This window comes from Paenibacillus sp. FSL R7-0272, assembly GCF_037969905.1.
Lineage (GTDB): Bacteria > Bacillota > Bacilli > Paenibacillales > Paenibacillaceae > Paenibacillus > Paenibacillus polysaccharolyticus.
Window position 1 is genome coordinate 3,878,745 of the sequence record NZ_CP150221.1, and the last position, 20,010, is coordinate 3,898,754.

General features: G+C 45.3%; 17 protein-coding genes. 3 read left to right on the forward strand and 14 right to left on the reverse strand.

Annotated elements, in window-relative coordinates:
• Positions 1–81 precede the first annotated feature (81 nt).
• The 3 genes from MKY23_RS17145 to MKY23_RS17155 all read left to right on the forward strand — a co-directional run bounded on the left by MKY23_RS17145 (position 82) and on the right by MKY23_RS17155 (position 2,202).
• Positions 82–945 carry a class I SAM-dependent methyltransferase gene (locus MKY23_RS17145; RefSeq protein WP_090917045.1) on the forward strand — a complete coding sequence of 288 codons (864 nt, stop codon included), beginning with the start codon at positions 82–84 and terminating at the stop codon, positions 943–945.
• A gap of 2 nt (positions 946–947) precedes the next feature.
• On the forward strand, positions 948–1,679 hold the full coding sequence (locus MKY23_RS17150) for an RNA pseudouridine synthase (protein WP_336120205.1): 732 nt from the start codon (positions 948–950) through the stop codon (positions 1,677–1,679).
• 166 nt (positions 1,680–1,845) lie between these two features.
• Positions 1,846–2,202: an MGMT family protein gene (locus tag MKY23_RS17155; protein WP_339831053.1), complete on the forward strand. Its 357-nt coding sequence runs from the start codon at positions 1,846–1,848 to the stop codon at positions 2,200–2,202.
• Between the two features lie 137 nt (positions 2,203–2,339).
• Here the strand turns inward: MKY23_RS17155 and MKY23_RS17160 are convergent, their stop codons facing one another.
• From MKY23_RS17160 to MKY23_RS17225, 14 genes are all read right to left on the reverse strand, one after another.
• Positions 2,340–3,857, reverse strand: coding sequence for a DHA2 family efflux MFS transporter permease subunit (locus MKY23_RS17160; RefSeq protein WP_253493590.1), 1,518 nt, complete (start codon positions 3,855–3,857; stop codon positions 2,340–2,342).
• Complete coding sequence (locus tag MKY23_RS17165) at positions 3,854–4,300, reverse strand: MarR family transcriptional regulator (protein WP_090917054.1); 447 nt, start codon at positions 4,298–4,300, stop codon at positions 3,854–3,856. Before MKY23_RS17165 ends, MKY23_RS17160 begins: the two co-directional genes overlap by 4 nt.
• 368 nt (positions 4,301–4,668) lie before the next feature.
• Positions 4,669–7,218 (reverse strand): FAD-dependent oxidoreductase, encoded by a 2,550-nt coding sequence (locus MKY23_RS17170; protein WP_339831059.1) that lies wholly within the window; start codon positions 7,216–7,218, stop codon positions 4,669–4,671.
• On the reverse strand, positions 7,211–7,528 hold the full coding sequence (locus tag MKY23_RS17175) for a metalloregulator ArsR/SmtB family transcription factor (protein WP_090917058.1): 318 nt from the start codon (positions 7,526–7,528) through the stop codon (positions 7,211–7,213). The genes MKY23_RS17170 and MKY23_RS17175 overlap by 8 nt, the downstream gene beginning before the upstream one ends.
• A 277-nt stretch (positions 7,529–7,805) precedes the next feature.
• A complete protein-coding gene (locus tag MKY23_RS17180; RefSeq protein ID WP_154890571.1) occupies positions 7,806–8,252 on the reverse strand; it encodes a MarR family transcriptional regulator in 447 nt (148 codons plus the stop codon).
• Positions 8,253–8,477: 225 nt separating this feature from the next.
• Positions 8,478–10,940: a DNA gyrase subunit A gene (gene gyrA / locus MKY23_RS17185; protein WP_090917062.1), complete on the reverse strand. Its 2,463-nt coding sequence runs from the start codon at positions 10,938–10,940 to the stop codon at positions 8,478–8,480.
• A 12-nt stretch (positions 10,941–10,952) separates the two neighbouring features.
• Positions 10,953–12,932 carry a DNA topoisomerase IV subunit B gene (parE, locus tag MKY23_RS17190; protein ID WP_339831062.1) on the reverse strand — a complete coding sequence of 660 codons (1,980 nt, stop codon included), beginning with the start codon at positions 12,930–12,932 and terminating at the stop codon, positions 10,953–10,955.
• A 76-nt stretch (positions 12,933–13,008) separates the two neighbouring features.
• Positions 13,009–13,998 carry an ABC transporter permease gene (locus tag MKY23_RS17195; protein WP_090917066.1) on the reverse strand — a complete coding sequence of 330 codons (990 nt, stop codon included), beginning with the start codon at positions 13,996–13,998 and terminating at the stop codon, positions 13,009–13,011.
• Positions 13,991–14,956 carry an ABC transporter ATP-binding protein gene (locus MKY23_RS17200; RefSeq protein ID WP_339831064.1) on the reverse strand — a complete coding sequence of 322 codons (966 nt, stop codon included), beginning with the start codon at positions 14,954–14,956 and terminating at the stop codon, positions 13,991–13,993. The genes MKY23_RS17195 and MKY23_RS17200 overlap by 8 nt, the downstream gene beginning before the upstream one ends.
• Positions 14,957–15,832, reverse strand: a complete 876-nt coding sequence (locus MKY23_RS17205; protein WP_339831067.1) for a GDSL-type esterase/lipase family protein — start codon at positions 15,830–15,832, stop codon at positions 14,957–14,959.
• Between the two features lie 240 nt (positions 15,833–16,072).
• Positions 16,073–16,801 (reverse strand): CAP domain-containing protein, encoded by a 729-nt coding sequence (locus tag MKY23_RS17210; protein WP_260510802.1) that lies wholly within the window; start codon positions 16,799–16,801, stop codon positions 16,073–16,075.
• A 289-nt stretch (positions 16,802–17,090) separates the two neighbouring features.
• Complete coding sequence (locus tag MKY23_RS17215; RefSeq protein WP_339831070.1) at positions 17,091–17,549, reverse strand: GNAT family N-acetyltransferase; 459 nt, start codon at positions 17,547–17,549, stop codon at positions 17,091–17,093.
• Entirely contained in the window at positions 17,539–18,726 is a 1,188-nt protein-coding gene (gene purT, locus MKY23_RS17220) for a formate-dependent phosphoribosylglycinamide formyltransferase (RefSeq protein ID WP_339831072.1), read from the reverse strand. Before purT ends, MKY23_RS17215 begins: the two co-directional genes overlap by 11 nt.
• Before the next feature lie 237 nt (positions 18,727–18,963).
• The gene (locus tag MKY23_RS17225; protein WP_339831074.1) at positions 18,964–20,001 is read right to left on the reverse strand and encodes an NAD(P)/FAD-dependent oxidoreductase; all 1,038 of its coding nucleotides are present in this window, start codon (positions 19,999–20,001) and stop codon (positions 18,964–18,966) included.
• Positions 20,002–20,010 lie beyond the last annotated feature (9 nt).

Consider the following 20,010-nt stretch of genomic DNA (forward strand, 5'->3'; position numbering starts at 1 on the left):
CCCCTGAGGCTAACTGGCGTACAGCCCCTTTTTTGTTGTACAATAGTATCCAAATGAATTTTGAAGGATGGATAAACCACTATGTACGTAGCTAAGAACTGGAAAGACTATGAAGTAATCGATACGGGAGGCGGCGAGAAGCTGGAGCGCTGGGGAGATGTCATCTTGCGCAGACCTGATCCACAGATTATCTGGCCGCTTGAACAAGAAACCCATGAATGGCGCCAAGCTCACGGTCACTATCACCGCAGCTCTTCTGGCGGCGGAAACTGGGATATGAAAAAGCCCATTCCTGAACGCTGGACGATCGGATATGAAAACCTGAAATTCCATATTAAACCGACAAGCTTCAAACACACCGGATTGTTCCCCGAACAAGCTGCCAACTGGAGCTGGATGATGGATAAAATTTCGAATGCAGGACGCCCCATCTCTGTCTTGAATCTATTCGCCTACACCGGCGGAGCAACCGTAGCAGCGGCTTACGCTGGCGCTTCTGTTGTACACTGTGATGCAGCGAAAGGTATGGTCCAATGGGCGAAAGAAAATGTGCAATTGTCCGGACTTGCTGATCGACCTGTTCGTTTCATCACCGATGATGTGTTCAAATTTGTACAGCGCGAACAGCGCCGTGGTAACAAATACGATGCGATTATTATGGACCCTCCTTCTTATGGACGTGGCCCGAACGGTGAAACATGGAAACTGGAGGAAAACCTCTATCCTTTCCTGAAATCCTGTATGACGATTCTTTCGGATAATCCGTTGTTTATGCTGGTGAACTCTTATACCACAGGTATCTCTTCAACGGTATTACGAAACATGCTGACGATGACGATGTCTGCCAAGTATGGTGGAGAGATTACTGCCGGAGAAATCGGATTGCCGATTACACGCAGCGGTCTCGATCTGCCTTGCGGTATTTTGGGCCGCTGGGAGTCCTGATTATGTCTCATGATGTGCAAAAAACTGGAGATATCGAGATTCTGTATGAGGATAATCATCTGTTAGGCATCACAAAACCGGTGAATGTCCCTACGCAGGAAGATGCTTCCGGTGATCCGGATCTGCTCACTTTACTCAAACAGGATCTGAAAGAACGTTATAATAAACCTGGCAATGTATATCTGGGACTGGTGCATCGCCTGGATCGCCCGGTTGGAGGTGCCATGATCTTTGCCAAAACCTCCAAAGCGGCTTCCCGTTTGTCCGAAACCGTGCGTGGACGTCATTTCCGTAAAATCTATGCAGCTGTTGTTCATGGCAAGTTGCCAGCACGTCAGGGCACGTTGAAGCACACGCTGCTAAAAGACAGCAAAACAAACACCGTAACCGCTGTACCCAAAGGTACGCCTGGCGGTAAAGATGCGGTTCTAGACTACGAGGTCGTCGGAGAAACCGATCGTTACAGCCTTGTGCATATCGAGCTTCATACAGGTCGATCCCATCAGATACGTGTGCAGATGAAAGAAGCCGGCTGTCCACTATTCGGAGATCAGAAATATGGCGCCAAAATAAACAAACCGGGGCAACAGATCGCGTTATGGTCTGTCATTGCTGCACTCCCCCATCCTGTCACCAAAGAGGAAGTTGTGCTGCAATCCCTGCCTGCACGAGAATTTCCTTGGGCTGAATGGCCTTTGGATATATACGAAAAAGCTTTCACATTGAAGATATAAACTGCATATAAGAAGATTGGATCAACTAGAAGCAGTAGCTTTCTGCACCTGTAACGTGTCGTTCGGATGCTACATCCGGGCGACACTTTTTTAATCGAAAAATCATATAACAACTCTTTCTATCTGCGTTCAATATTTTAATCTTCTAAGACAGGAGCCGATATTCATGACCCCGTTCACACAGCAGGTTGTCGCCATTATTGCTGCGATCCCTGAAGGAAAGGTAATGACGTACGGACAGATTGCAGCCTGCGCTGGGAGCCCAAGGGCGGCAAGACAGGTCGTTCGTATTCTGCACTCTATGAGCCGGAAGGAACGCTTACCCTGGCATCGGGTCGTCAATGCGAAAGGACAAATTGCCATAACCGATGAAGAATCACGCATGATGCAGGAAACCGAGCTTGTCAGTGAAGGTGTGGAATTCCAGCTGGATGGGAGCATTGATCTCCAACGTTTCGGTTATGAACCTGATCCAGATTGCTTACTGCATGATATGACTTCAATTAAAGATGAAAATGAATGACAGTATATTCTTTCGTTTGCTTAGTGATATGTCATCTGTAAAACCAAAAAAGAGAGCTCTCGTTGCCCTAGAAGATGTGTCCTACTGGCAGCCTGAGAGTTCTCTTTTTCTTATTTATTCGTTATACAAGTCTAATTTTAAGCTGTTGCTACTTTTTTGGCTTTTTCTTTCTCTGCGTTTACCGGCTCGGTAGCTGGTTTGGTTTTCTGAATGAAGAAAGCCATAATCAGCGCTGCAATTGTCATAAAGGTGGCTACCGTAAAGGCATAGTTGACACCATAGATGGTTGCATCTGCTGTAGCAGCCAGCACCGCTGTTTTGTTGTTCGGGTCAATTGTACCCGTAGCCATCGTTTCCGCCAGATGCGACTTGAGCTTGCTACTCATGATCGTTACGAGAATCGCTGTACCAATCGCACCTGCCACTGTACGCAGTGTGTTCGACATGGCTGTACCATGTGCATTAAGTCGTTGAGGCAACTGATTCAGACCAGCCGTCTGAATCGGCATCATCAGCATCGACATACCAAACATACGAGCAGTGTAGATAAACATCATGTATCCATACGTGGTGTCAATGGCCAAACGGCTGAGTCCCCATGTGGTAACCGCTGTAATAGCCAGACCTGTAACGGAGAGCCAACGTGCACCCACTTTATCGAAGATGCGACCTGTAATCGGAGACATAATTCCCATTAGGATGGCACCTGGCATCATAAGCAAGCCGGATTCAATCGGTGAGAACCCACGGATATTTTGCAGAAAGATTGGGAGCAAGATCATGCCTGCAAACATCGCCATCGTAACAAGCATATTAATAATGGTTGTTAAGGTATACATGTTGTATTTGAAAATACGGAACTCCAAAAGCGGATGATCGGTCGTCAACTGACGAATAACAAACAGAATCAGGGAAATGACACCAACGACGAGGCAGCTGATGACAACAGCACTTCCCCATCCGTCTGTACCCGCATCACTGAAACCATACAGCAAGCTACCGAATCCGAGTGTGGATAGAATTACGCCAACAGAGTCCAGTTTCGGCTTGGACTGACGTGTTACGTTTTTGACAAACGCAATACCAATCGCTGTTGCGATCACGGAGAATGGCAGAATGATGTAGAATAACAATCTCCAGGAATAGTGCTCAACGATATAACCGGACAACGTAGGACCAATTGCTGGTGCGAGAATCATAGCTATCCCCATCGTTCCCATCGCCTGCCCACGCTTCTCAATCGGGAAAATCGTCAGAAACACAACGGTCATCAGCGGCATCAGAATACCGGCACCCGCGGCTTGAATAACACGACCCACCATAAGAATCGAGAAGTTCGGACTTAGTCCGCAGACTAGCGTACCGATCGTAAATAAGGTCATAGCTGTTATAAAAATTTGCCTTGTTGAAAATTTGGCAATCAAGTATGCCGTAACCGGGATTAACACCCCGTTGACAAGCATGTAACCCGTCGTAAGCCACTGGGCTTTGTTCGGCCCGATGCCGAGATCCTCCATAATTTTGGGAAGAGCCACGTTCATCAGGGTCTGGTTCAAAAATGCCACAAAGGCACCAATTAACAAGGCCGCTACAATGGGGCCTTTCTTGATGTTGTCCATCGCAGAGGACGGAGCTGTAGCAGTTGTTGTGCTCATAAGTTGTTCATCTCTCTTCCTTGTAACTTTTCAATCATCAGACTATGAATACGAAGCAGGTGCTCTAGATCTTCCTTCGATATATCCAGTATAGGTGATACACGCTCCATCCAGAGCTGTTGTGTCTCCTGTTGAGCCTTTTCCCCTTTGGCTGTAATCTGTAGTACCACAGAACGGCGATCTGCATCAGATCGTGTCCGTACGATGTACTCGCCTTTCACGAGACGTTCTACTACAGCGCTCATCGAGCTACTACCCATATGGCACAGATCAGCAATCTCGTTAATGCCAAGTGCAGGTCGCTCCTTAAGGATGGATAACACCATAAACTGGATCGAAGTGAGCTCGATCTCCTTGTTTTCATTCCAGAATGCCCGGAAAAGCATCTGATTCACTTGTCGAAATGAGTTGATAATGTAAAATACCTCGTACGTATCCGTCATTGTTTCACCCTTTTACTTATGGAATATAATATTTCGTACACGAAATATCAGGGGAACAATTACTTATTATAACAAAAATATTTACATAGTCAACTCTTTACATATGATTTCAAGAAAATAATATTAAGACATATTATATTTGATATATACATTATATAAGCAAGCCCAATAGCAGCTAATCAGTTTGGTTGTAGCTTTTCCCTGAGTGATAAGATTATGCACCGTAGTCTAGACCTTCGATGTTGATGTTCTTGTCATCATGTAAAATAAAAAAAAACCTCCATTCCACTTTAGGTGAAATAGAGGTTTGTTACGATTAATAAGTTTAAACATAAGATCAGTTTTAGCTTTTGGTTAATATACACGCTCTAGATAAACAAATTATGATTTGCATGATCCGCTTGTCCGAGATAATAACCCACACCGCCAATGACAGCCTGATCGATCAATTCCTCACGTTGTATGCCCATCAGATCCATCGACATCTGACAAGCTACGATCTCAACCCCTTGATCGAGAGCCGATTGCATAAGTTGTTCCAGCGAAGCGACATTATTTTTTTTCATTAACCCTCGGATCATCTTCGGCCCTGCACCAAACATATTCATCTTGGAAAGTCCCAGCTTCAGACTGTTGCTCGGCAACATCAGATCGAACATACGGGCCATGCCTGTTTTGACAGGTGCCTGCTGCATCTCTTGTTTTCGAATAATGTTTAACCCCCAGAAGGTGAAAAACATCGTTACTTTACGTCCGCTGGCTGCTGCTCCATTAGCAATAATGAAGGAGGCGATGGCCTTATCGAGTTCACCACTGAATACGACCATTGTACTTGCTTTTTCAAGTTGCATTGAACCGCTTGTGACAGGCGAAGTATTCTTGGCCAGAACGGCCTCGATTACCCCGCCCTTATCCCGCTCCAGCTTGAGTACGTCAGACCCCGACATGGTTGCCCAAGCCTTCACATCCTCATAAAATCCTGGATCTGAAGCTTTGACCCGTAGGGTCTGTCCGTCTGCCAACTGATCCATTTTTTGTTTAACCTCGATTAGCGGGCCAGGGCAACTCAAACCACATACATTCAGTTCATTATCAATATGGAGCTCCTGTGATGAATCTGCTTGTGCTCCTTTGCTTACATTGCCACTGCCAGTCATCTGACTCCTCCCCTGTTCTTCTTGTTCTTGTAGTATGACATTACCACCAGTGCTGTTACTTTCATTCCTATTGTTATCACTATGGCTACTCCCACTTATCACGGCAGCAGGTTTGAATTGTGCCTGACGATAGGTTTTGTAGCCCCCGCTCAAATTTTTCACTTGATAGCCGTGCTGACGAAGAATTTGTGAAGCGGTATAACCACGAAGTCCAACCTGACAATACACCCAAATTTCTTTAGATACGTCCAGCTCATCGAGCCGCTGACGCAGCTCATCAACCGGAATCGACTTCGAACCTGGAATATGCCCGTTGCGGTGCTCCAGTTCACTTCTAACATCCAGCAATACAGAATTAGCAGGATTACGTTCTGCCAACTGAACATAGGTGTAAGACTCTACACGTTCGTCCATGATATTTTCAGACGCATAACCTAACATATTCACCGGGTCTTTCGCGGATGAGTATGGAGGTGCATAGCTCAGTTCAAGTTCAGTCAGATCTCGTACATTTCCACCGAAGTGAATCGCCACTGCAATATCATCAATTCGTTTGTCCACACCTTCGTAACCAACAGCTTGTGCACCTAGAATTTTCCCATCCGGAGCAAAGAGCAATTTCAACGCAATTGCGCTAGATCCCGGATAATAGGAAGCATGGGATGCGGGATGTACGATAACAGTGCGGTAGTCTTTCTGCATTCGTTGGAGTGTCTTCTCATTGCTGCCAGTGGTTGCCCCTGTCAAACCAAACACTTTAATGATCGATGTTCCCTGAGTCCCTTTATACGTTGTTGAAAGACCTGCGATTTGATCCGCTACGATGCGCCCTTGTTTGTTTGCAGGCCCCGCAAGCGGAATGGCTGTCTGTGTACCATGAATGTAATCCTTCACCTCGATGGCATCGCCCACGGCGTAGATATGCGGAACACTGCTCTCCATTTTTTCATTGACTAGAATGTGTCCGCGCGAACCGAGAGCTACTCCGCTGCCCTGCAAAAATGAAGTATCCGGTACAACTCCAATGGCCAGAATGACAAGATCAGCCGAGAGTACCGTGCCATCCGACAATTCCACACCGATCCCTTGATCCACTGTACGGAAGCCTTGAACACGCTGCGAGAATAAAAGCTTTACTCCATTTTGCTCCATCTCTTGAGCTAGCATAGATGCCAATTCCGGATCAAACGGGGTTAACAGCTGATCATTCCCCTCAATCAAAGTTACATCCAGCCCAGCTTCCTTCAAATTTTCAGCCATCTCTACACCGATAAACCCACCGCCAATGACAATCGAAGTACGGTTGTTATCAGAACTTATTTGTTCTTTGATTCGATCAATATCAGGAATGTTCCTCACGGTATATATCAATGGATTCTCTTTGCCGGGCAGATCGGGCACAAGTGGACGAGCACCAGGTGACAAAATTAATTCATCATAGTTTTCCTCGTATAAACCACGCTCGGCACTACGTACCTGCACGGTTCGTTTACTTGGATCAACAGCGATAACCTCACTTTGTGTACGAACATCGATATTGAAACGATCCTCCATACCCTTCGGTGTCTGTACGAGCAGTCGCCCCCGTTCTTCAATCGTACCTCCAATGTAATAAGGCAATCCGCAATTGGCAAATGAGATATATGGGCCTTTTTCAAACATAATAATCTCGGCATGTTCGTCCAGACGACGGAGGCGTGCAGCAGCAGATGCACCGCCTGCTACGCCCCCCACGATTAACACTTTTTTAGGTTTATTCATCTTCGCAACCATCCTCTTTAAATAAAATCATGACTAACTGCTCCGCGCGTGAGTCAGCCAGTACGTAATTGACTTCAAGGCCATTTCGCTCTGTAGCAACAATACCCGCACTGCGAAGCTTCTGCAGATGCTGTGACACCGTCGACTGCGGGAGATCCAGACATTCCTGCATATATGAAACATTACATTTTTTTTTGCGCATCAAACCACGGACGATACATAAACGTACGGGATGAGACAGCGCTTTAAGAAACTCTGCTGGCTCGTCAAACTGTTTTAATTGATTCCGATCGAACGCAGGCAACTCCAAAATGATTCCTCCTCAAACGTATAACGTAATATTACGATATAGTGATTTAATTGTCAATGTGTATTCTTTACAAACCATACTCAATAACGAATTGAGTTTCAGTCCTGTTGGCTATACATAAGAAAAGTTTCACATAACAAGAAAAAATAAAAAGACAAAAGCATACACCTGGCCCTAATGACCAGAAGTATGCTTATTGATCATTGCATTATTCGTTTTGTTTTTTTACATCATCAGATTATTTACTACACTCATTTCACGATCAGATTTTGCTCGTTTAACCTGAACTCGTTAAGGCAGGCTCTTGCGCATTCGTTTTGGGTGCAGTCATTTTCCCAAGCAGATATACAAGCAATTGTTGATTGTGCATCGAGATGTTGCTCAGTACGGAATTCATAAACTCATTACGGATCGTGATACCGCGCGTGGTTTCCATTCTGCCCTTATCGGATAATGAAACCCACACAATCCGCCTGTCCTGATCATCACGAACTCTGCATATGAGGCCATTTTTCTCCATTCGATCCAATAACATCGTTACTGCAGCAGGTGTTGTCGCAAGAAATGGAATCAAATCAGATGGTTTCATCTTTGCATGATCTTCGAGCACCTCAAGTACCGCAAGCTGTGCCTCTGTTAACGAAGGGGCTAATTCCTGATCCATATGCAGTTTATAATCTTTGGTTAATCTGGACCAGCATTTAGCAAAATCGGAATTATACATCGAACATCACTCCTCCTGCAACGGATAATCATTTCATTTGCTTAAGTTTTCGCGCTTCAAAGCCGCATTCCTGCTGCATTTTTTCAATTTCCCAGCGATCGACTGTAATCGACGAAGGTTGTTAAACTTCGCTTGATGATGCACTTCTCATCCGCCCAAGAACAACAAAAAAAGACTCTTCACCCGACAGAATCAGCACTGTCGGCAAAGAGTCTTTTATCTTTTTTAGGAGGTTGTCCCCGGTTGATTCTCATTAAAATCCTGAATAAGCTCGGTAATTTCGTCCTGTTTGTCCACAGGAACAAGTAATTTACCGATGTGTTTACGTTCTGTGAGTGGAACGCTCTCGGATGAGATCGTATGGGCTTGTCCCTCTTTGGTCATCACCGTCAACTGACGTTGCTCTTTACAGTAGAATGCACCTGCAATACGGCTACCATTCGGTTTAACACGTTTACCTTCCTTGAATTCAAAGGTAACCACGCCTTTACCACCACGGCTCTGCGGGGCATAGTCCAGAAGCAAGGATCGTTTACCATAACCGAGGTCACTCAATACAGCAACCTCTCCCTCATCTCCCTCTACCCATAGCACAGAGACAACTTCATCCGTATCTTTCAATTGAATACCACGAACACCACCAGAGACACGTCCCATCGGATTCACTTCATCTTCACGGAAACGAATCGCCATCGCTTCTTTGGTAATCAGCATGATGTCTTTCCCGCCCGTACTTAGATGTACGGACAGCACTTCATCATCTTTAGCAACCTTGCATGCCGCTACGGCACCCGAGCGCTTTGTAATGTATTCCTTAAGTTCAGTTCGTTTGACCTGTCCCTTGCGGGTTACAAATACCAGACTGTGATCTGGTTCCTCGAACGATTTGATCGCCAGTACACTGGTGATCCGATCATCCTTCGCCAGAGGAATTACATTAACGATGGCGGTACCCGGATCTTTCCACTTAAACTCCGGCACCTGATGCACAGGCAGGAGGAAATATTGCCCTTTTTGTGTGAAGACAAGCAAATTCTCCAATGTATTTACTTCAAGCACCTGGGAGATATAATCTCCTTCTTTTACACCGCTAGCACTTCGCTCACCGCCAGAACGTGTGAAGGACTGCATGCTCGAACGTTTAACATATCCTTCTTTGGACAATGTCACAAATACATCTTCTGCGTTGACCAATACTTCGAGATTAACCTTAAGTTCCTCTACTTCACCCTGAATGGCGGAGCGGCGCTCAATTCCGTACTTCTCTTTGATCTCCAGCAGTTCTTTACGAATGACCCCGATCAGCTTCCGATCACTATCGAGAATCGAGCGTAGCTGTGAAATTTTCTTCATGAGATCATCCAGCTCTTTTTGCAACGAATTAATCTCCAGATTCGTCAAACGATACAATTGCAAGGTGAGAATAGAATCCGCTTGACGTTCCGTGAACCCAAACATCCAGATCAGATTGTTTTGAGCATCCTGACGATTCTTCGAAGCTTTAATCGCTGCGATTACTTCATCCAAAATGTTAAGGGCTTTCACCAGCCCCTCCAGGACATGAGCACGGTCTTCCGCTTTCTCCAGCTCATACTTGGTTCGGAAAGTTACTACTTCGCGTTGGTGAGCAATATAAGCTTCCAGAATCGCTTTTAGACCAAGTTGCTGCGGCGCTTTGTTCACAATCGCGACCATATTGAAGTTGTATGTGACTTGCAGGTCGGTTTTTTTCAGCAAATAAGCCAAAATCCCTTGTGCATCCGCATCTTTTTTCAGCTCAACAACAATCCGTAATCCTTCGCGTCCACTTTCATCCCGAACTTCTGCGATACCTTCAACCTTTTTCTCCAGGCGGATATTTTCCATGGCCGTAACAAGACGGGATTTGACCACCTGATAAGGAATCTCCGTAATAACGATCTGCTGCTTGCCGCCACGCATATTTTCGATCTCGGTTTTGGAACGTATGTAGATTCGTCCTTTACCTGTACGATATGCATCCAGTATACCGTCGCCGCCCATAATTAAGCCGCCTGTTGGAAAATCAGGGCCCTTGATGAACATCATGATTTCGTCCAGTTCAATGGATGGTTTCTCCATTACAGCAATACAAGCATCAATCGTTTCACGCAAATTATGCGGTGGAATCTCGGTTGCAAAACCGGAAGAAATTCCGCTTACCCCATTGACCAGCAGGTTGGGATAACGGGAAGGTAACACAACCGGTTCCTTGGCTGTATTATCAAAGTTATCTTTAAACAACACGGTGCGTTTCTCAATATCACGAAGCATCTCCATTGCAATAGATGACAAACGAGCCTCTGTATAACGCATAGCTGCAGCCGGATCATCGTCTTGTGAGCCCCAGTTACCGTGTCCGTCTACAAGCATATGGCCCATTTTCCATGGCTGTGCCATTCGTACCATACCTTCATAGATCGAGGAGTCGCCATGAGGGTGATAATTACCCATAACGTCTCCTACCGTTTTGGCAGATTTACGATATGGCTTCTCCGGTGTATTGCCCGAGTCGTACATGGCGTAAAGAATACGCCGCTGTACTGGCTTTAATCCATCCCGCACATCGGGAATCGCTCGATCCTGAATAATATATTTGGAGTAGCGACCAAAACGGTCACCAACGACCTCTTCAAGAAAGGCCGGCATAAATTGTTCTGATAGACTCATTCCAAGCACCTTCTATTCTTCGTACTCTGTAAAGTCGACATTCTCTACAATCCAGCGTTTGCGTGGATCCACTTTGTCACCCATCAATGTAGATACACGACGCTCTGCTTTGGCTGCATCCACAATCTCCACTTTTAGCATAGCGCGTGTCTCCGGGTTCATCGTTGTTTCCCACAGTTGATCCGGGTTCATCTCACCAAGTCCTTTATAACGCTGTAATTCGACATTATTTCCGAACTCTTTCATATAATTCGCAAGTTCTTCATCCGTCCAGGCGTATCTTACAGTTGCCAACTTGCCGGATTTACGAGTGAGCTTATATAAAGGCGGTTGTGCAATATATACTTTCCCTGCATCAATTAACGGTTTCATGTAACGGTAAAAGAACGTAAGTAGCAACACCTGGATATGTGCGCCATCCGTATCTGCATCCGTCATGATAATGATTTTGGAATAATTGCTGTCCTCTACGGCAAACTCCGTTCCGATTCCTGCGCCTATTGCTGCTGTAATTGCACGATACTCTTCATTTTTCAGAATATCCGCAAGCTTCGATTTTTCCGGATTCAACGGTTTTCCCTTTAACGGCAGAATCGCCTGTATTTTGGAATCCCGTCCTTGCTTGGCTGAACCACCTGCAGAGTCACCTTCCACAATAAACAATTCATTGCGTGTAAAATCTTTCGATTGCGCAGGCGTCAGCTTGCCATTCAAGTTAGAACTTTCACTGCGCTTTTTCCCTGTTCGCATCTCGTCACGGGCTTTCCGCGCGGCTTCTCTCGCTTTGGACGCCTGCACTGCTTTGCGAATCAAGGTCTGTGCGACCTGCGGGTTCTCTTCCAGAAAACGTTGAATATTTTCGGAGACCACTGAATCAACTGCACTTCGAGCAGAAGCACTTCCGAGCTGATCTTTGGTCTGACCGACAAATTCCACTTCAGACATTTTGACGCTAATTACCGCCATCATGCCTTCACGCAGATCATTACCTTCCAGATTTTTATCTTTTTCCTTGATCATGCTGGTACGCCGAGCGTAGTCGTTCATTACACGGGTATAGGCTGCCCTGAATCCGGTCTCATGCGTTCCTCCACCACGGGTCGGGATCGAATTGACAAAGGAAGCAAGTGTTTCTGTATAACCCGCATTATACTGGATTGCCACTTCTACCTCGATATCGTCCTTATCTGCGTAGAAGTGTATAACGTCATGAAGTACATCTTTATTTTCGTTCAAAAACTCAACAAACTGGCTCGCGCCGCCCTCGTACATATATTCATCTTGGTTGCCTGAACGTTCGTCCTTAAGCACAATTTTCAGACCCGAGTTCAGGAAAGCAATCTCCTGAAGGCGTTCTGCCAGTGTATCATAATTCAACTGAATTCCATTCTGAAAAACGCGAATATCCGGTTTAAACGTAACTTTGGTGCCTGTGCGATTGGTATTACCCAATACTTCAAGACCAGTCACGGGTTCTCCTACATGTTCGACGCCTTTTTTGTCCTGCCAATATTCAAAACGTTGACGATGGATCTTACCATCACGGAAAATTTCGACTTCAAGCCACTCTGACAATGCGTTGGTGACCGAAGCCCCTACACCGTGCAGACCACCTGATTTTTTATATCCTGATCCACCGAACTTACCGCCTGCGTGCAAAATCGTAAACACGACCTGGGGAGTGGGAATCCCTGTTTTATGTATACCTGTCGGAATTCCCCTTCCGTTATCCTGAACTGTAATAGAACCGTCCTTATGCAGCGTGATATCGATTTTGGAGCAGAATTTGGCTAGGTGCTCATCGACAGCGTTGTCTACGATCTCCCATACCAAATGATGTAGACCTGAAGTACTGGTGCTGCCGATGTACATCCCCGGCCTTTTCCGAACCGCTACCAGTCCTTCAAGTACTTGAATGTCGTCCGCGTCGTAGCCCGAGGCGCCCTGTCCTCCGCCTGTCGAACCTGCCGACATATCGATTTGCTCGACCATTCATGCTCCCCCTTCTTAACTTGAAACTACAAAAATGCCTGAAATGCAAACAGATGTTTTCTTATCCTTGTCCATTTTAATTCAAGATATCCCGTTTCGTAAAGACAAGGAATGATACAATGAGTGATGCAACGCCCCAAACACTAAGCACAATAAGGGAAAATCCAAGGTTCATGCCTTCAATTGGTGGCAATCCGCCAGACAAATAATCAGGCAGTTCCAGGTTCACCATAAACAAATACTTCGCTGTTTCCCACGAAGCTGCCATATTGGTTAGAATCGTTCCAGCGATCAGCGCAGCCATCATAATTACGATACTTGCCGCTGTACTGCGAACAAGAACCGATACCATAAACGCCAGCATAGCCACGATGATACTTACAAACCAGATCAAACCTGCTTGCATCAGCATGTACTGCCATTGACTTACCGCATGTACGGCAGACATATCCACTTCGGTGCCAACCACTTTGAATCCAGTGAAGACAGGCATGCCGAAACCTTTGTAACCAAAAACGGCCCCGGATATCCCGTAACAGATCACATAAGCAGAAACGACGATGATCGAAACAAACATGATCAATGTGATCAGTTTGCTTAGAAGCACTTTCCACCGTCTAACGGGGCGAGTCAGCAACATTTTGATCGTGCCTGTCGTCCGTTCTCCTGACACTAGGTCTGAAGCAATTGCCATAATCAAAAGCGGGATAAACAATCCAACGGCATTGTTCATAAATTCCCTTGTAAACGTCACACCGCCTGGTTCTTTGGGATTAATGTTATTTTCCAGATAGTATTGCATCTGCTGGATATAGACGGTTCTATACTTTTTGTATTCCTCGGGAACCCGATCACTGCCTAGTGAGTTCTGATTATCCGTAATCGCTTGTTGTAATTCAAGCCTCCAGTCACCACCGAACTTGTCTTGGTTATTCTGAGCCGATTTCATCTGTGCATACGTGAACATCGGAACAAGGATGGCCAGAACGATAAAAATAATATAAAGGCGTTTCTTCTTGACCATTTTAATGGTCTCATTACGAATGAGCGGCATGATATTATTCAATGGATTCACCTTCTGTCATTTTTAAGAATAGTTGCTCAAGTGTAGGCTGAATCCGTTGTACGCCCTCAACCTGAATGCCTGCTTCAACCATCTGCTGTACCAGCTCCGGTATACGTTCTTCATGCATCTCGGCAACAACAGCATTCGCACCGAGCCCTGCAACAATAGTATCATCCATGACATCACCGGGGCGGCTAACCAGCGTAACCCCCTTATCAAGTAAAAGCTGACGGCCTGCATCAAAAGGTGTAAGATGCCATATCGCCACCTTGGAATGGTCTTCGATCAGTTCATTCACACCACCAACTGCAAGCACACGGCCGGTACTGATTATGGCTACCCGATCACAGAGAAGTTGAATTTCACTTAACAAGTGACTGCTGACGAACACTGCCATCCCCTCACTGGCAAGCTGTTTGATAAATTCACGTAACTCCTTAATCCCTTTGGGATCAAGTCCATTCGTTGGTTCATCCAGAATCAGCAACCGTGGTCTTCCAAGTAATGCCTGGGCAATTCCGAGCCGCTGGCGCATACCCAGTGAATAGGTTCTAACTTTATCATGAATACGTTGATCCAGACGCACAATATTAACCACTTCCTGAATGCGGTCATGATCAACGCCTGGTTGCATCCGGGCAAAGTGCTCCAGGTTTTCCCACCCGGTCAAATATGTATATACCTCAGGATTTTCCACGATGGAACCGACATATTTGAGCGCTCGTTCGGGATCACGATTCACGTCGTAACCACAGACCGAAATTTTTCCTTCTGTTGGTTTAATCAGATCAACCAGCATACGAATCGTTGTCGTTTTCCCCGCACCATTCGGCCCCAAAAAACCGAAAATTTCACCAGGTTTGACATCAAAAGTGACGTCTTTAATAATCCATTTCCGTCCAATTTTTTTCTTCAGGTGTTGTACGGACAAGACGGAATCATACTGCTTCTCTGCCATTTATTTCGCGCTCCCTTCTGCCGGTTTATTCCCTTTATATTCCTGTGCAATGCGAACGGCCATCTGCTGATAACCTTGTCCATTCGGATGGAAGTGATCAGATGAAAGATACTCGTCCAGATGATTCTCAAACAGATCAAAGGTTGGCACAAGTGTCATGTTATTTTCATTGTTCAAGATAGACATCGCCGCGTCATTCCAGGCCGCAACAACTGCGTTGCCCGGCTTCTCCAGTTCCTTCACATTACCAAACGGATTATATAATCCGATATATGCAATCTGAGCATTCGGATTGATTTCTTTCACTTTCTTCAAAATTTCCTGTAGACGTTTGGATGTCTCCGGCAAGGCGGCAGCCAGTTTCTCGGCTGTTGGCGGGTCTTCACCTTGAAGAACCTGTCCACCTTGAAACAGGTCATTCGCACCGATAGAGAGTAAAATAAAGTTGGATTGTTGCAAAACATATTGAACCCCTTGTTCATCCAGCTTTTTTAACAACGCATCTGTTCGCAGACCGTTTACACCCAGATTGTTAAGTACCTGTACATCATGACCCTCATCTTTGAGCAGATTAGCCGCCCGTCTAACAAATCCAAGTCCTTCATCATCCCCCGTTCCTCTTGCAAGGGAATCGCCAATGACAGCCATTCGGATTTTGCCGTCTTCTACAATCGCTTTATTGCCCCCATTTTGAGCATCTTTAGCTGGAGCCGCAGCCTTCTGTCCCTCATTTAACGTTGAATCCCCTTGCGGAAAAATAACATCTTTTATGGCGTAAGCAAATCCAAATATCAATAGCAGTGTTGCTACTATGGATATCGTGCTTACACTTCTCCAGATCCAAGGCGCTGAATCAAGATTTTTGTTCTTTTTCATCCATCACATCTCCAGTCAGTTACAAATAATTTATAATGGCTTTCACATCAAGATATTGCTTATTCTAAATAACATAAGTCTTCTGTCGTTAATTTGCAAATTTTGCTGTTATATTCGGAAAGCAGATCATTTCTCAACTCAAAAAGTGGAAAAAAGCCATAGTACACACAGCTTTTCGGCTATGTGCACATATGACTTCTTTTATTATAAAATAAGTTATATATTATTCATTTCCAACTCTTATTTACCGATAAACTCTTGAGCCCAATATCCGTTATAGTAGCCTACACCAATTTGCGTAAAGTTTTTGCTCAGGATGTTTGCACGGTGACCCGCACTGTTCATCCAGGCTGTTACAACTTCCTGAGGTGTTTTTTGACCTTTAGCGATATTTTCACCAGCGTAGCTGTACGTTACTCCGAATTGTTTCATCATGTCAAACGGAGAACCGTACGTTGGGGACTGATGATCAAAATAGTTGTTGTTGCTCATATCTTTTACTTTAGCCATAGCGACCTTGTCCAGAAGAGCGTCGGATGTCAGTGCACCAAGGCCTGCTTTGGCACGTTCAGCGTTCACGAGTTTCACCACTTGTGTAGCAAAATCAGATTGTGTGCTTTGTGTACCGCCGTTATTACCTGTGCTTGAAGGATCTTTTGCTGGTGTGGTCGTAGCTGGTTTCTCTTCTTGTACCGGCTTAGCAGGTGTACTTGGTTGTTCAGGCTTGGTTACAGGCTGTGTTGTTGGTTGCTCAGCTGTTTGACCTTCCGAGACTTTGTATCCGTTCTGCTTCAGCCATTGCTCAATATAAGCTTTCAAGCTATCCGCATTAACCACTTTATACGTTGTAACCGTCGTTGCTTTATATGTTGAATCTGCAGCAGACGCGGAGGCGGGAAGCATAATCCCTACGGCGAGTGCAGCTGTCAGACTGCCTGTCACAACTTTTTTCATCCAGTTCTTCTTCAAATTCATTCATCTCCTTAGAATTAATTATTACAACTTTGTAATGTCTACTCTAGGAGTATATCAATTCATTAGGAGATTGTGAACCCGTAAATACTGGAAAAATGACTTTTTTGTCATTATTGATTGTTTCAAAACAACCTTGGACAGTTTATATATGTAGGCTATACATCCGGCCTTATACGTCACAAAAACGAAGTTCCTTGTGGGTCTTTTCAATAAAATGATGTACACACCATATAAAAAAAAGGCACTCAGTCAAGTTTTCACTTGCTGAATGCCGTTTCATCTATTATAAAAGAACTTTACTGAAACGATAGCCTTTTTTCTGGAAGCCAATGTGCTCATAGAAGGAATACGTCGTTGAAGTTACTTCACGATTCGCCCCAGTGACAAATAATTGCTTACCACCTTGCTTTTTGCCCCAGTCTTCAGCACGAGCCATTAAACGGCGGGCAATTCCGCTACCGCGATGTTCCTGACCCACGATCAACGAAGTAATCTGGGCAGCAGGCTCCGGATAGGCATGACTTTGAACACATTGCAAGCCAATCACACCAATAATCTGTTCATCCACTTCGGCAACGAGCATGCACGCGTTCGGATTGCTCTCCAAACCTTCAATGCGTTCTTTCATTACATTGGTGGTTGTCGGATAGCTGACCTCTCGCATCAATCCTGTTACCGCTTCAGCATCTCGCAGTTCACACTCTCGGATCATCAGTACAGGGGCCTCCACATTATTGGACATGATTTACCTCCACTTTCAGCATATTTGCGGCTTGAACCGCTGTTTTACGAGCTTCTTCCACATCTGTTCCAGCACTAAGGGCTACAGCCATTCGGCGTCCTTGTTTCGTTTCAGGTTTGCCAAACACACGAACCTGAGTACGAGGTAATGCAAGTGCATCTTCAATTCCACCTATGGTGAAATCAGATGTTTCGACATCGGCCTTCAGCGTCGCTGAGGCTCCTGGTGTCAGCAAATGTACTTCTGTGACGGGAAATCCAAGAATGGCACGCACGTGAAGCGCGAACTCTGAATTATCCTGTGTAACCATCGTGACCATACCTGTATCATGTGGACGTGGCGAGATTTCACTAAATACCACTCCATCAGCTGTGAGAAAGAGTTCAACGCCAAAAAGGCCGTACCCGCCGAGCTCATCCGTAACCGTTTTTGCGATGTGACAAGCTTGCTTCCATTGCTCCGATGTCATCGCATGAGGTTGCCATGATTCGACATAATCCCCATCTTTTTGAATATGACCGATCGGCGGACAAAATACAGTGCCTGATGCCGATCTGACGGTAAGTAGCGTAATTTCACTCTCAAACTTCACAAAGCTTTCCACGATAACACGAACAGACTTGCCTCTCGCTCCCGAAAGAGCTATGTCCCAGCAGTCCGCTGCGTCATCCGGTATACGGCATACACTCTGGCCTTTACCAGATGAACTCATCAATGGTTTGATAACACAAGGTGTACCTAGTTCACGAACAGCCTCTTGCAACTGTTCTAAACTATCCGCAAAGAGATAAGCGGCTGTAGGGAGATTCAATTGTTCGGCCGCAAGACGACGAATGCCTTCGCGATCCATAGTCAAACGAGCGGCACGGGCCGTTGGCACGACACAAAAGCCTTCTTCCTCAAGTTCCAGCAATGCCTCAGTAGCAATGGCTTCAATCTCAGGTACGATGTAATGCGGTTGTTCCTTACGGATCAATTGTTTCAATGCCTCGCCATCTAACATGTCGATGCAGTAAGATCGATGTGCGACCTGCATGGCCGGTGCGTTCTCATAACGATCAACAGCGATCGTTTCCACACCGAGACGTGCAGCCTCAATCACGACCTCTTTACCCAATTCTCCGCTGCCTAGCAGCAGCATTTTTTTGGCTTGAGCCGAAAAAGGAGCACCCCACATGTTCTTTCCAATCCTCCCAAAGAGAAATCTTCTATATCTGTCTCTCTATTTTCGGGGTTTTGGTTAAAGATTGCAAGAGTACTCCCTATTTTTCTTGTGAATTTTACAAGATTTTTTGTGTTTTTTCGATCAAATTTTACAAATTACATTCCCGGATTCGATACTCTTTCCATTCCTCCCATTTTTAAGGATATAAAATTAAAGAAGCATACAACCTAATTTTTCCTGTTTTATAATTCATCCTTTTAATGAGTCACTTTTCTCCAAATCACGATTTTTCTCCCGAAACAGTTCATTATGGGACGAAACATATCCCATCCCAGCCGCGGTTGGTTCAACGTAAGTTTTGGCACTGTTGACCGCAACAATCGCATCATTAAAAGCTCCCGCAATCAAACGCACTTTGCCTTCCCGTATCGCGCAGTCTCCAGCTGTAAAAATACCTGGTAAATTGGTTTCACCCCGTTGGTTCATGGTAATCATGCCTTCATCCATAACCAGACCGCAACGGGCAAGATTGCTTGCTTGACTCGTATAACCATGGTTTATGATGATCTCATCGACTTCAAGATCTATGTTCTCACCTGTATCCACATTGGATATGGCAACTTGGTGTATACATTCTGCATTGCCGTACAAGCGATCAATTTTAAAGGGGGTGAGTACCTTCGTCCTGCTTTTCATCTGTTTCACATTATGCTCCAATGCACGGAAATCATCCTGTCTATGAACTACGGTTACCGTGTCAGCCAAGCCCGCAAGTTCAAGTGCCCAATCCACAGCGCTATTGCCACCGCCCGAGATTAATACTTTTTTTCCAGCAAAATAGTTCAGATTCTGTACCGTATAATGCAAGTTACTCCGTTCATAATGATGTGCACTGTCCAGTTCAAGCTTCTGCACCTCGGCGATGCCCCTGCCAATGGCAACTATAACACTCCTCGTATAATGCACTTCACCCGTAAGCGTGTGTAGTGCAATTACTCCATCGTCCTGCCGGGTTATTGCATCAACACTCTGGCCGAACACCAGATTCGGTTCGAAAGTACCCGCTTGCTGAACAAGCCAGTCGATCAGCTTGGCACATTTCATTGGGGGTAGTCCGCCCACATCCCATATCGTTTTATCAGAATACGTGTGCAGAAAACCACCTAACTGATCCTTTCCTTCAATCAGCTTCACTTTCATTTCACGCATGCCTGCATAAAAAGCCGCATACATTCCTGCTGGACCGCCGCCAATAATCGTTACATCAAAAATATCCTGATCATGCATGACTTAACA